General features: G+C 62.6%; 10 protein-coding genes. 4 read left to right on the top strand and 6 right to left on the bottom strand.

The window, feature by feature from the left end:
* Window positions 1–259: 259 nt before the first annotated feature.
* Entirely contained in the window at window positions 260–1,171 is a 912-nt protein-coding gene (locus BR39_RS0107290; protein ID WP_029909226.1) for a HEPN domain-containing protein, read from the bottom strand.
* 337 nt (window positions 1,172–1,508) lie between these two features.
* On the opposite strand from BR39_RS0107290, the gene BR39_RS0107285 reads away from it, so the two are divergent.
* Window positions 1,509–3,107, top strand: coding sequence for a hypothetical protein (locus tag BR39_RS0107285; RefSeq protein ID WP_156035608.1), 1,599 nt, complete (start codon window positions 1,509–1,511; stop codon window positions 3,105–3,107).
* Between the two features lie 674 nt (window positions 3,108–3,781).
* Here the strand turns inward: BR39_RS0107285 and BR39_RS0107280 are convergent.
* The 3 genes from BR39_RS0107280 to BR39_RS0107270 form a co-directional block, all read right to left on the bottom strand.
* Window positions 3,782–5,104 (bottom strand): hypothetical protein, encoded by a 1,323-nt coding sequence (locus tag BR39_RS0107280; RefSeq protein WP_156035606.1) that lies wholly within the window; start codon window positions 5,102–5,104, stop codon window positions 3,782–3,784.
* A 292-nt stretch (window positions 5,105–5,396) separates the two neighbouring features.
* The gene (locus tag BR39_RS0107275; protein WP_051695251.1) at window positions 5,397–6,230 is read right to left on the bottom strand and encodes an alpha/beta hydrolase family protein; all 834 of its coding nucleotides are present in this window, start codon (window positions 6,228–6,230) and stop codon (window positions 5,397–5,399) included.
* Window positions 6,227–6,805, bottom strand: a complete 579-nt coding sequence (locus tag BR39_RS0107270) for a TetR/AcrR family transcriptional regulator (RefSeq protein WP_029909218.1) — start codon at window positions 6,803–6,805, stop codon at window positions 6,227–6,229. The genes BR39_RS0107275 and BR39_RS0107270 overlap by 4 nt, the downstream gene beginning before the upstream one ends.
* A gap of 521 nt (window positions 6,806–7,326) precedes the next feature.
* Between BR39_RS0107270 and BR39_RS25700 the strand changes: the two genes are divergently transcribed.
* Complete coding sequence (locus tag BR39_RS25700; protein WP_051695246.1) at window positions 7,327–7,785, top strand: GNAT family N-acetyltransferase; 459 nt, start codon at window positions 7,327–7,329, stop codon at window positions 7,783–7,785.
* 121 nt (window positions 7,786–7,906) lie between these two features.
* Window positions 7,907–8,563, top strand: a complete 657-nt coding sequence (locus tag BR39_RS0107260) for a glutathione S-transferase family protein (protein ID WP_029909206.1) — start codon at window positions 7,907–7,909, stop codon at window positions 8,561–8,563.
* Between the two features lie 482 nt (window positions 8,564–9,045).
* On the opposite strand, the gene BR39_RS0107255 is transcribed toward BR39_RS0107260, so the two are convergent.
* Window positions 9,046–10,578, bottom strand: a complete 1,533-nt coding sequence (locus tag BR39_RS0107255) for an aldehyde dehydrogenase (RefSeq protein WP_081916573.1) — start codon at window positions 10,576–10,578, stop codon at window positions 9,046–9,048.
* A gap of 137 nt (window positions 10,579–10,715) precedes the next feature.
* On the opposite strand from BR39_RS0107255, the gene BR39_RS25695 reads away from it, so the two are divergent.
* On the top strand, window positions 10,716–11,150 hold the full coding sequence (locus BR39_RS25695) for a MarR family winged helix-turn-helix transcriptional regulator (protein ID WP_051695242.1): 435 nt from the start codon (window positions 10,716–10,718) through the stop codon (window positions 11,148–11,150).
* Window positions 11,151–11,665: 515 nt separating this feature from the next.
* Here BR39_RS25695 and BR39_RS0107245 read toward each other — a convergent pair.
* Complete coding sequence (locus BR39_RS0107245; protein WP_029909200.1) at window positions 11,666–12,964, bottom strand: site-specific integrase; 1,299 nt, start codon at window positions 12,962–12,964, stop codon at window positions 11,666–11,668.
* Between the last annotated feature and the right edge of the window lie 264 nt (window positions 12,965–13,228).

Below are 13,228 nucleotides of genomic sequence, written 5' to 3'. Positions count from 1 at the left end.
GCTAGCCCATATCAATGAGTCGGCCCATTTGCCGCCCTGAGCGAAAGCGCTCCCCGGAATGCTAACCTAGTCGATGGCTTGCCAGTTACTCGCGTCATCGCCCATGGCGACGACGAGATTTAGCTGACCACAGCGGCCCTAGCCAAGTTCTCCTATGAGTCAGGTTGGGCCTTTGGTCCGCTTCAGGGGATCTGGACGCCAGACCCTAGTGCAGTCGCAATCTCGGCGATCAGACCTAGGCACGGGCGGCGGCTTCATTTCAGGCGGCGCTCTGGAGCTCAGCCAGACGCTTCTCGCACCGCTCGCGGACCATTTCCCGTAGCACGCCGATCCGCTCTTCCAGCCACGCCAGTTGCTCGGCGGTGATGCGGTAGTGGCGCGAATAGCGGGCCTTCACATAGGCCTCGCGGATCAGTTCGTAACAGCGGCGCTCGAACTTGTTCTGCCCCGGCCAGACCTGGGCCATGGCCGGGTCCAGGCCTTCGGCCAGCTTGCGCAGTTGGTTCAGGCTGTGGGTCTTGGGACTGTAGAGCGTTAGGACTAGGAACAGCGTGTGATAGTAGCGCTCGGCGGCCTGGTGCAGATCGAACGCGGCGATCTTCGGCGCGCCATCGTCGACCGCGTGGCGGTACTGCCGCACAAACTGGTCGGCGCTCTGGAGCCATTCTTCGTAGTAGTCCCGGCTCTCTTGCAGAGCCTGGGCGGCCGACAGCGGCGCCGGCGTCGTCAGCGGATGGCCGGGCTCCTCAAACAGCACGACGCCGTCGCGGACGATGTCCGTGAAGAAGTAGCGCCCGAGCGTCAGCTGCTCATTCACGTCGTCGAGGGCATGGTAGATCACGCTGACGGGTGTGCGCAGGTGTTGGCCCGACGCTAGGGCGTCAATCAGCGCCTCCTCGGCCTTGGTCCAGAACTCAGGGACGTCGGCGAGGTCCTCATGATTGACGACGACGAGGATGTCGAAGTCGGAGAAGTACCGGCCGACCGGATCCTCGACCCAGTCGCCACGGGCGTAGCTTCCGAACAGGATGATCTTGAGTAGCTTGGCGTTGCGAAAGCGCGGCATGGTCCGGTGCGACAGGGCGCCGGCGAACGCCGCGCGCAGGGTGTCGACCACGAACTCCAGTTCGCGGCGCTTGCCGGCGGGGAGATGGTCGAGGCTCTGCTTCATCCAGGCCAGTTTCCGTTTTCGAGCGCAGGTTGCAAGCCGACAGCACAAGGCCGCGATTCACATCTGAGTCAGCAGCCATAAGCGGAGTCGGGATTTCTGGCGCCATGGCTGAACAGCCAGGGAAGACATTCCCTGAAGCGGCTTAAGCCGCATGCCGAGCCAAAGCCGGACGACCGGCGGGCGGTCAAGGGTGGCCGCTAGGCCATCGCCGCCGGCGACGGCGGTAGCCGCCCTTGAGGGGCTGACGGCCGCCTGGCACCTCCACGACACGCGTCGATAGGCTTTGCGCCTGCCTAAAGCGTCACAGTTGTGTAACGTCCCCACTAGGGGGCGAACCATGGAAGCAGCAAAGACCTTCGTTCAACGGCCAAGCAGGCTCGGTGTCGTTCGCGAGCACGAGATCATGCGTGTCGTTGGCACCCTGGGCGGATCGGATTCGTCCGCGTCAGCTGATCTTGCGCGACGGGAGGTGCTCAAGTGGGCCCAAAACCGGTCAGGCGGAAAGCTGCCAGAGGAAGCATGGCAATTCCAAAGCTTCGAGTACCTAGCCGGCGGGCGGAACAGTGCCGGCATTCGCATCCAATACGAAAGCTCGGATATCTGGGCAATCCGCGCGGACGATCCAGACAAATTTGTCCCAGGCCGCGTCTGGACGACTGAGGTAGTCGTCGGGTTAGACGGCCGAGCCGCCCATTTCAGCACGCGCTTGCTGGCCAGCACAAATGAGCAGGATCTCAATATCGAGCCGCACGCGCCGGGCTTCGTTCTTCAGCTGATTTCGTCACTGGGGCTGAGTCGCGGAGGGCTCGACATGGAAGTTGAGCCATGGCGGATCGAGCGAGATAGCGAGATGGCGCACCTGCTAGATGTCATGGCCTCGCCCGATCGTGACGTGCCTGTATTCGTACTCACGGTGGCGGAAGGTGCGGCCGGCCCGAACGTGGACGCCGCCGCGCTTGCGAGGGCGACCGCCGGGATCGCAATCGTGGCGATTGTCCCAGACGCTTTGACCTGGCGCATCCGCGATCGGTTTCAAAGACCGCGTGCGGTATTCAACGGCGCGGCTCGCGCTTATCTGCCCGGCTTCAATGAGAACGCCCGTCCGTTCGAGCATCGCCTTGCCAGGCCGGAGGAGCTTTACACCCGAGAAGATCAAGCTCGCAGCCTCCGATGGATGCGAATTCTTGCTGCGCGGGAGAGCATTTTCCGCAGCCGGCTTGGCCATCGAGTTCTCTCCTTCACTGGAATTCGCAACGCGAGCCTTCGTGCCCGCCAGATACATCTTAGCGACGAGGGCGCCAGCGATAGTGAACAGCTCGCGGCTGCCGGAGCCCGCATTGAAGCGCTGGAGGGCGAAGTCGCCGACACCCAAGCCATGCTCGACTTCTTTAGCGAAAGCACCCAGGAGGCAGAGGAGCGAGCTGCCAACGCCGAAGCGCAGCTACGAGCTTCTGCCTATCGAATTGACCAGTTGCTCCAACAGATCAGCGCGCTCGGCGCGCCCGCCGAACAGATCGAACTGCCAGCCAGTTGGGCGGACTTCGCTGGCTGGTGCGACGTTGCCCTAGCTGGGCGGGTGGCCTTGGCGTCCGCCGCGCGAAGGGGTGTTCGGGATCCCGAGTTCGAGGATGTCGGGTTGGCGGCGCGTTGTCTTCTGTGGCTCGCTACCGAGTACCGGCAGGGTCGAATTGACGGGGCATCGGGCGATTTCCGCGACTACGTGATCGAGGCCGGCGTCAGGAACTCACGGTGCGGGAACGATGAGTTTGAATTCGACTGGCAACGGCGCCGTATGACGGCTGACTGGCACATCAAGGACAGCTCGGGAACGCGAGACCCGAAGCGCTGCCTTCGCATCTACTATGTTTGGGAGCCCGAAACTCAGGAGGTCGTCATTGCCGATATGCCGAGCCATCGTCGTTCGGCTGTCAGCTAGCCGCTGGCGGAAATGACATTGAAAGAGTTCGGCATTTCGGAAAAGCGACGGCATGGTGGGAAAAGCGACGTCGCAAAAAACCCAACGACCACAACAACATGAGAGCCGACCGATGGCGCTCCTTTTATCTGGCCATCACCGCGATGGCGTTTCTTCGGCCGGGCGCTACGCTGGTGCGCCTAGATCAGAGCGGCACGCTCAAGTGGCTACTCGATCCGGGCTCTCCGACCGATTGCGGACTCTCGCAACCAAGGGCTAGGGTTTGAAGACCTTGAGCTTACGGCGCAAGAATGATCAATCGAGGGCCTGAGTGGCGGCGGAGAACCTGAAGCGGACTGTCTCGGGCGAGATCTACAGAACCTCACCCGGGACACGTTTATTTGGCTTCGGCAGGTCTGTTCGGACGCTATGATAGGCCAGCGCCACGTAGGCTGGTCAGTTCGCGCAGTCTAACTGCTCGCATTGAGAGTCCGCTTCTAGAGCGGGTGCTATTTCCTGCTTGCGGCCATTGTCGGACATCGAGAACAAGCGCCCCCTCCTTCTCAGTCGGTCGTAGCGTCCGCTTCCGCGGCGACCTCGCGCCAGTCGCTGCCGTTGGCAGGGCTCCAGGGACGCGCCTTTTGGTACGTCGCCGAAGGCGGCCTCCTCATGGCCAAGCCACCGACGGTGCGAAGTTACATCCAGAACGGCTTCCACTCCGTCTTCTGGCTGGGGCGGTCGGAATACATGGTGCGCGCTTCGCTCAGGTCATCAAGCGTCCGGTTGTCGACATGGGCGAATGCAGCCTCCATCGCCGCATCCCGGCCGGCCGCCCAGTCCGCGAATCGCAGCGGGACCAGGACGTCGGGCATGGTCCAGATGCGCTTGTCCAAGGGGTCGGAGTCGAACCAGGGGAGGGTCGAGACATACGCCGGGAACCCGTCGGCCTGGAACGGCATGGCATCGCCGTAGTGGTTAGGCGCGCCGCCGCTGGGTTCGCCCACGAATACCGCCCAGGTCTCCCGCTCAATCCGCGAGGTCAGATTCTGGGCTGCGGAAAAGGTCTTCCCGCTGGTGAGCACGTAAAGGCCGCCGGGCCGATTGAACCGGGACCGTTCAAGGCGCCTCCTCAGGCCCTCGCCCATGAGATTGCTGCCGCCGTCGTTGCGGCGCAGGTCCAGCACGACACGTTCGATCTCAGGGGTTTCCATCGCCGCGAAGGCGTCGCGCACGAAAGCCAAGATCGAGTCGCGCTTGTCGCTCAGGCGATCGAAGGCGATGACCAGCACCTTGCCGTCTGCACGGACGAAGTTGGCCTGGGCGCCCGGCCGCCAGGTCTCGACCGGCCAGAGCTTTCGTGAAAGTGCGACCAGCGCATCGCCGCCATCCGGACGCGGCGTCAGCGCGACCTTGACGACTGACCCCTGGACCTCCGCCTCGAGTGTGACCGGCGCTGACGCGGCTGCCGGCCCGGCCAGTCGCGCCCCTCGCAGGACCGCAGGCTTCAGGGCGAGGCCCGCGTGGTGATAGGCCCCGGCGGCGTTGTTGGCAGGCCATACGGCTGCGAAGGCGCGCAGGACCTGCTCGACGGCGACCCCGTCGACCCGCACGATCCGGCCGCCCAGCAACGCCGCGCCCTCCGCCTTGGCGGCGGTGACGTACAGGCCGTCGAAGAAGGGGCTGGCTGTGATCGGCAGGTCAAGGTCGAAGCCTGGGAGCTTGACCATATAAGTGTAGATGGTCGTGTGTCCGTCGCGGAACCAAGCCAACCGAGCCATGAGGCCCATCACCCAGGCCTCCGTCGTCAGGTCATCCGCGTCGGCCGCGAGCCTGTCCCAACCCGACCGCCAGGCCGGATCCGCAGCGGCTTCCCATCCGCGCGGGTGGGTCGTCTCGGCGTACTTTTGCAATCGACGAGCCTCCGCGCGGCGGAGTGCAGGAACCGGGGCCGCCGCCAGGATTGCGGGCGCTGCCAGGCCGCCGGACAGCACCAGGGAGAAATTGCGCCGTGTGATCATGCGATCTGTCTAAGCACGAGCGACTTGGGCACGATACTTAAGGTTCGGTAACCCGAGCGGGAATGCGCAACCGTTCCGCAGAGCAGCTCACACGACAGGTGGCAGCGACGACGTGAAGAACCTGGAAAGCTTCGAGGATTACGCGCCAGGAGCTGCCGCTGGTCCGCCTCTGGAAAAGCGACGTTGGCTCCTCGTCGGCGAAGCCAACTCTAGATCCATGCGACACGTTGGGAGCGTATGCGTTGCGCGGCCTTATGGTTTTGAGGCCAGATGTGCTCCGCGCTTGTAGACCTCAGCATAGTCCGTCGAAGAACTCTTCGGTGGAGGCCGTCTCGGCCAGGGCCCGACCCAAGAAAGCCAAGGCTTTCTCCAGCCGTGTCGTTCCGGCGTCGGCATGCCCAATTCCCGGCAAGGAATGCCACAGGTGATCGACTTGCAGCTCCATCAGAAGGTGATGCAAATGCATCGCGCCATCGTGGAGACCGAGTTCGTCGCGTTCGCCACATTCCAGGAGAATCCGCACGCCGGAGGCGGCAATGTCTTCGTGGTTGCGGCGCAGAAGCGCCTGGACGCAATTGTTGGAATAGTCGTCCGAGGATTCGCCCATGGCGAGGTTCAATTCCCCGAGAACGGAGCCACGGTTTTTCTCCGGAACCTCGACCGAAGTCTCCGCAGGGAAGATCGCGGGACACATGGCGGCGACCGCGCGGTAGCGCTCCGGTTGGCGGAAGGCCAACTTCAGGGCGCCGTAACCGCCCATCGAAAAGCCGATGGCGGCGCGGGCTTCGGTGAGCGCAAAGCGCGCGGCCAAGCGCTCGGGCAGTTCGGTCGCCACCAACCGCTCCCATGCCGCGCCATCCGGACGATCAATGTAGAATCCGCCCATTGTCGGCGTCGAGGCGCAGGCGACAATCGCGCGCGGCAACGTCCCGTTCAACCAGGCCGCATCGTAGATCGGCTTGGCGACCTCCAGGAACGCCGAAGACGACATCGCCCCATGAAGGTGCAGGATCACCGGCAGGCGCTCGCCGGCGTTGGGCGCGGCAGGCGAAAGGACACGATAGACGACGGTTGAGGCGGTGGCGGTGCTTTCAAAGGCGTCCTCAAACATAAGGCTTTGGGTCACGGGCGGGCTAGCTCCCAACTGTTCAAGGCGCGATCGGCTGCGGCTAGAAAAGACCCGAAGGAGGCGTCAACGCCGAGGTCCAGTCCGAAGCCCCCTTGGCCTTCGATACTGACGAAGCCGTGCAGGCCGGCTCGGAAAAAACGCGCCGCATGGGTCAGGTCGTCGCCCTCTAGCCCGTAGCCGCGAAGTGCGTCGTAGACGACGTTTGCGCAGGCTTTGGCGACCTCAACGGCGCGAGGATCTGAAAAGTCCGGCGCAATCAACGTGGCCGCCGCATAGCGGCCGGGGTGGGTTACAGCGTAGGCGCGGTAAGCTCGGGCCAGAGCAAAAATCGCATTGCGCCCGGAACGGCCTTGGATCGCCTCACCCATAAGGCGCGAGAGCTCGGCGTTCACCGCCAGGGAAATTTCCTGACGCAGGTTCTCGAGGCTGCGCACGTGGGCGTAGAGGCTTGGCAAGGCGATCCCCAGCGTCTTGGCCAGCCGCGCCATCGACAGTCCGACAATACCCTCTGCGTCCGCCAGTCGGGCGGCGCAATCGACCACTACCGCCTTATTAAGTCCCTTCTTCGCCATGCGCCACCCATATTCCTATGGTTAGTAGGAATCAAGCGATAGATCATAGGCTGTACCGCAAGGAGCGAGGGTCTCCTCCCCCCCTGCCCTGACGAGCCTCACATCCGACTTGAAGGGAGTCGGACACGCCGGCGCCGGGAAGCCAGGGCTGGCGAAAGCCTTGGCTTTCTTAGGCCCGGCAAGGCCTAGACGTCCTCTGCGAAAGAGTTCTTCGCCGGACCATGCGGGTTCGACGAGCGCGGAATACGTCCGGCCTCGCAACCACCTGCGGGCGCTATTGGTCAGAGGCAACGGGCTCGAACGGATGCAGTCGTTCCAAAATTTGACGAAGCGCCCCTTCGATCAACGCGCGCATCCGGGGACATGCCTATTCTGGATCCTAGTCGCTGGTTGAAAGCAGCGAGACGGGCTTTGCGCCATTCTGTTGAGGCACAGCTTTGCACTTTGGACCCGATCGTAAGGCGGGGCTGCGCGCAACCGACCACCTTGTCACAGAAGGGACGGCCGACGATGGAGGCGCAGTGAGGTTTGCTTTCAGGGACGCCCACAGGCGATCTGATCTCGCACGTGTCAGCGCCCTCATTGAGGCGTGCGGGCTGTCCACAGTCGGATTGTTCTCGCCAGGCAGTGTCTACATCGTCGCGGTCCGCGACCTATCGGTGGTCGGCGTCTGCGGCCTGGAACCGGATGGCGATGCTGGTCTGTTGCGAAGCTTGGCGGTCGATCCGTCGGCGCGCGGCGTCAAACTGTCTTGGCGCTTGGTCGAATTGATTATCGCGCGCGCCCGGCTGTCGGGTGTCAGGCGATTATTCACGTTCAGCAAGGACACCGGCGATCTCTTTATCGCGATGGGATGGCACGACCTTCCTCTGCAGGAGGTGACTCCGGAGATCGAAAATACAACCCAAGTTATACACTATCATAAAGTCGGATGGTATCCGGACGAGCGGGCGTTGTGCCTCGATCTCAACGCCACCTGACTGGACCGCTATGAATCCCGCGACTTGTTTCGCTGGAGCAGAACGCCTGCAGCCCACCCCCGACAGAACAGGTCGTCAAGGCGCTCACCGTTGCTCCGCATTGAAGAGGAATCCTGTTCCAATGGACCAAGCCAAGGCGCACTATACCCTTCACGCCGCGCCTGGATCATGCTCCTTCGCCGCGCATGTGATCCTGGAGGAAATTGGCGAGCCCTACACGATCGCCTTGATGTCGCCGGGCCATCCTGAAACGCACGAGGCTTGGTTCAGGACCTTAAATCCCAAGGGGCGGGTCCCCGTCCTGATGATCGGAAATCTTGTAATTACCGAAGCGCCGGCCATCCTTGTTCATCTCGGCTTAGCGCGGCCCGACGCGGGCCTGCTAGACACGACGGGCGAGAATCTCGTTCGCTCGATCGAGTGGTTCAACTGGCTATCTGGTCATGTACACGCGGTGTCGGTCAGAATGATCTGGCGGCCAGACTATTTCTGCGACGATAGCACTGCGGCCGAGCCTATTATCCTCAAGGGCCGCCAGCATTTGGCTGCGGATTTTGCCCGGATTGAGAGCGCCCTAACAGACCGGATCTGGGCCGTTGGCGAGTCCTATTCTATCGTCGATCCATATCTCCTTGTTTTTTACAGATGGGGAAACCGCATGGGCCTGGACATGCGGCGGGACTATTTAGCTTGGACCGATCATTCGCTTCGTCTCGAGCAGCGCCCCGCCGTGCAGCGCTGCCTTCAGAAAGAGGGCGTGTCGCTCTGGCGCCGATAACCCGTAGGAGGCGATACAAGGCTCGAGACGCGCCCACTAATCCCGAGACTAACTCTCGAGAGCGACAGCTTGACCAAACGGCGCGAGATTTTCGGATCAAACGTGGGTGAAGGGGTCGTCGTCGAACGGCGCCGTCAGTCATCCTCACCACTCTAGCGGCGGGAACGCTCTCGATCCCGGACCGAGGGGCCAATTGCATCCTGCGCCTATGCCGCATTGCCCCATGAGTCTGTAGCGTCACGTCCGTCAATTGCTTGCCCGCCACATCGCCTTCAAAGACATAGCCGCTGGCATCGGCAGAAGCTACTGGACCTCGTAGCAGTTCTACGGTGATGCAATATTCGTTGATGCGCCGCGTGGAGGACGAGGCCGGTCAACGCCTCTGCTGAAAGGACCACAATCGGCCCAGCCCATCCGTTACAAGGGGTTTCCGCAAGCCGATTGGCCCGCACGTCCGGGCCGCCTGGGGAATTGCCTCGCCTTCAGAATCCGAGCCGGATCGACTTGATTTCGGTGTAGGCGTCGACGCCGTTCCTGCCGTTTTCCCGGCCGTAACCCGATTGCTTGACGCCTCCGAAGGGAAGGACCTCTTCGCCTCCACCGCCGTTGACGACGACCTGACCGGCTTCCAGACGGTGGATCAGCCCGTGGGCGATCCTGATCTGGCGCGTCCAGATTTTCGCTGACAAGCCGTAGATCGAGTCATTGGCCAGGGCGGCGACTTCGTCGAGGCTCGCCTCGTCAGGGACGGGCGTGACGACCAAAGCCGGGCCGAAGATTTCCTCTCGGGAGACCCGCATCTGAGCCGAAGCGTTCGTCAGGATCGTCGGCTCGAAGAAGTATCCACCGCCAACGCGGGCGTGGCCACCTCGAACAACACACGCGCCGGCCTGGATGCTGTGACCGATGATCTCTGCGGCCCGCTGACGTTGCTTGGCGCAAATCATCGGCCCCATGTCCGTGTTCGCGTCCGTTCCTGGCCCGATGCGCATACCGTCCATGATGGCGCGCATCCGAGTCAGAAGTGCGTCCTGGATCGAGGCCTGGGCGAAAACCCGGGAGCCTGCCGCGCAGTACTGGCCGCTTTTGAAGGTGATCTCGCTGACGATGGACCGAGCCGCCTTGTCGAGATCTGCGTCAGCGAAAACGAGGACGGGTGATTTACCGCCCAGTTCAAGCACGACGCGTTTGAGGTTGGTGCTGGCGGCTGCGGCCATGATCGACTTTCCCACCACCGTCGAGCCGGTGAAGCTGATCAGGTTGACGTCAGGATGCTCGGTCAGCGCACGCCCAGCCTCCTCCCCCGTGCCCGTCACGATGTTCACCACGCCGGGTGGAATGCCGACCTTGTCGCACGCCTGTCCGATCCGCAGCGCCGACAGCGGCGCCAATTCGGACGGCTTGATAACGACCGTGCAGCCTGCCGCCAGGGCGGCGCTCAGCTTTTGCAGCACCATCAAAAGCGGCGCATTCCACGGGGTGATGATGCCCACCACGCCGATCGGTTCGCGTATGTAGTAACTGAAGGCGGCCTGCTCGGCCGGATGCATGGGGGTCTCGCCGGATATCTTCGCCGCCCACCCTGCGTTGTCTCTCAAAGCGCGTAGCGCCAGGGGCACGTCGCCGTTCCGTATCGACGAGAGCGTGTGCCCCGTGTCGATCGCCTCAAGAAACGAAAGGTCGAGCTCATCCTCTTCAAGCGCCTGGGCGAGAGCCATCAAGAGCCCCATCCGCCTGGCGCCCGACAGGCGCGACCAGGGACCGTTGTGAAAGGCGCTGCGTGCTGCGCGAACCGCGAGTTCGATGTCTTCGTGCCCGCCAGCCGCCGCTGTCGTGACCAGCGTGCCTGTCGAAGGATCTTCCACCTCGAATGCGCTGCGAGAAGACGCTGGTCGCCACCGCCCGCCGATGAGCATCGCCGGGGGCGCTCGAAGCAATTTCAGGCGCAGGTCTTCGACGTGTTGTTCAGGGGGACGTACGCATTTGTGTTCCTCGGCCTCGCGGGACTTGGTCATGATGGGCTCTCGATTTTCGCGTGCCAGCGCTTGCCGTAAGGCAATTAGTAGATAAACTCTACTAATTGCGAGAAGTAGACATTGTCAACCAGTTGGAGCCGTACCGGTGATGAAATTCTGCGACTGTGAGGGTTCTGATGGCTGACACTGAGGTCGAAGCGCTGGACCTGTTAGGCGGCGTGATGGATCTGGTGAAGGCCAGAATGTCGGCCGCTCTAAGCGCCGAAGGGCAGAAGCTGTTGCTTATGGAAGCGCACGTGCTGCGCATTGTGCTGGCGCGGCAGAATTGCACGCAGCTGGATGTGGTGCGTGAAACGCGGCGCGACAAAGCTCAGATTGGCAAACTGATCCGGTCCCTGGTCGGCTACGGTCTGCTGAGGCAGTCTCCCGATCCCTCCGACGCGCGCCGTCAGCGCCTGATCCTCACTGCCGAGGGAGAGGAAGCCGCGCGTAGGTGTCAACAGCATCGACTGACGATTGCGAAGCAACTCTTCGCCGGCGTATCGGCGCAAGATCGCGATGTGCTGGTCGAGACTCTGAGTCGCATCGAGAGCCACCTGGACGCCGCCTAGGAGGCAAAACGGGCTCCGCGGCCGCCCGCAAAATCCGCTTAGGCGACGCCGGCGGCTGCTAAGCCAAAACCTCGCCCCGCCGAAAGGCCGACTAGGACTTTCTGCGGTCGCCTTTATCGCCCTGAGCGGCCAGCGCCCCTGGGGTCATCTCGCCGCCAGAGCCAAGAGGTGAACCGCCTGGAACTATGCCCGGCGAAGCACGCCCACAATCTTATGCCAATGCGCGCAATAATCTTGCGCACAAGCGCCGTCATCGGGCGCTAGCTCCGCAAAGCTCACCAACCGGGAAAAGCTCAAGACGATTGCTTCTCGGTCGAATGGAAAGCCATTGGCCCTCCACCAACAAGTTAGACAGTTAGACTCTTAAGTTAGGCGTCGAAATTTCCCATCAAGCTGAATGGCTTAGGTGCAATCTGCGCGCCTGATGTCCCGATACGGCCTGCGCCCGATGTCCCGATATTCCTGCGCCTGAAAGCCCGATACCGTCCACAGGGCGTCAACAGGCAGTCAAAGACCTAAACGGCCTTGCCCCACGCCGCTGTCGCTTCACCGAACTTTTCAAACAGCGACTTGAGACCTTGCTGCTCATCGGCATGGCGCAGCAGACCGGCGATATGCCCTGAGACCTTCTCCGCCGCCGAGATCAAGGCGGTGTCGACGCTGTGCACGTAGCGGCTGGTCGTGGTGCCGGCGGCATGGCCAAGGAGCGCGGCGATCGTCGCTTCGGTAAAGCCGAGATCATTCGCCATGCTGGCGAAGCTGTGCCGCAAAACGTGTGGCGTCACATCCATCAGCTGCTTGCGGATCGTCTTGCCCCACACCTTGGGCACGCCGTCGAAGGCCTTGCCGGCGACGTCGCCTTCAAAGACGTAACCCCTGGCGTCGGCAGGCCGCCGATGATTGAGCAAGGCAAAGACCTCCGGGCCCATCGGGCGGATCGAACGCCCTTCTTTGGTGTCCGCCAACCGGAAACAGCGGCCCGCCTCGTCGATCTCCTCCCAACGCAGCTTCTCGATCTCGCCGCGCCGGCAACCTGTCAGCGCCAGCAACTTGATGATCGTCAGGGCCATCTCGTTGTGCCCTTCTTCCTCGGCCTCGCGCAGCGTTTCGCCTAGCGTCCGGTACTCCGCGGCACTGAGACGCCGATAGCGATTGTTCACCGCCGGCTTGGGGATGCCCCGAACAGGGTTGTTCTCAATCACGCCGATCCGCTGAGCGTAGGTAAAGATGCCGCCGAGTAGGCCCAAGGTGCGCCCCGCTGTGCCCAGACCGCCGCGCACGATCGAACGCCCCCTCAGCTTGGTCTTGCGATCGCGGCGCGCCTTTCCAAGAGCGACGTCGCGCATGAACTGATGGATGTCGGCGCGCGTGACCTCCTTGACCAGCCGCGTGCCGAGCAACGGCGCGATGTGTGAGCTTATGCGGCTCCGGTCAGCCTGGAGGGTGGACGCCTTCTTCGGCATCCGCCGCTTGCCGGGGACGAGGCCGATCTCAGCATCCTCCATGTAGCGCTCGCAAAGCTCGCGGACGGTCATGCCGTTGCGGTTGGTCTTCTTCTCCTCGGCCGGGTCACCGCCCTTGGCGATGTCGCCGAGATGAATCTTGGCCTCGCGCCTGGCCATCTCGGGCGTAAGGGCGCCGTGGATCCCGAGCGTCAGCCTTCGTGTGCGCCGACTCGACCGGTACTGGACGAGATAGGTCTTGCGGCCCGAGGCGTAAACGCGAACCCCAAAGCCCGGCAGCTCGTCATCCCAGACGAAGTAGTCGGTGTCGCCTGGCTCCAGGCCTTCGACGGTTCGGATGGAAAGCCTCACCTCTACTCTCCTCGTTGACCTTTGCCTTCGAAAATCCGGAAGCTCAGCGGCAGCATGCTTCCGGAAATCGTGGCGTGTGATAGCGAGGAAATGGTGGGCCTATATGTGCATTTTGTCGAGTATATTCAACGTGATATAGGGCGTTCGGCGGCCATGGAGGATGGTGGCGAAAAGCTCCAGAATCCACTCCGAAGGCAAAGGTCACACGTTCGAATCGTGTCGGGTGCGCCATTTCCCCAATGAAATCGACAGGCTGACCGCTCG

It is taken from the genome of Caulobacter sp. UNC358MFTsu5.1 (assembly GCF_000712075.1).
In the GTDB taxonomy this organism is placed as follows: domain Bacteria; phylum Pseudomonadota; class Alphaproteobacteria; order Caulobacterales; family Caulobacteraceae; genus Caulobacter.
The sequence above is the reverse complement of the archived record's forward strand: the minus strand, read 5'-3'. Positions and strand labels throughout refer to the sequence as shown.

Bases quoted from the DNA above. Each gene is read 5' to 3' on its own strand.
- BR39_RS0107290 (WP_029909226.1), bottom strand. From the start codon at position 1,171: ATGAAGCAGAGCCTCGACCATCTCCCCGCCGGCAAGCGCCGCGAACTG.
- BR39_RS0107285 (WP_156035608.1), top strand. From the start codon at position 1,509: ATGGAAGCAGCAAAGACCTTCGTTCAACGGCCAAGCAGGCTCGGTGTC.
- BR39_RS0107280 (WP_156035606.1), bottom strand. From the start codon at position 5,104: ATGATCACACGGCGCAATTTCTCCCTGGTGCTGTCCGGCGGCCTGGCA.
- BR39_RS0107270 (WP_029909218.1), bottom strand. From the start codon at position 6,805: ATGGCGAAGAAGGGACTTAATAAGGCGGTAGTGGTCGATTGCGCCGCC.
- BR39_RS0107260 (WP_029909206.1), top strand. From the start codon at position 7,907: ATGGACCAAGCCAAGGCGCACTATACCCTTCACGCCGCGCCTGGATCA.
- BR39_RS0107255 (WP_081916573.1), bottom strand. From the start codon at position 10,578: ATGACCAAGTCCCGCGAGGCCGAGGAACACAAATGCGTACGTCCCCCT.
- BR39_RS25695 (WP_051695242.1), top strand. From the start codon at position 10,716: ATGGCTGACACTGAGGTCGAAGCGCTGGACCTGTTAGGCGGCGTGATG.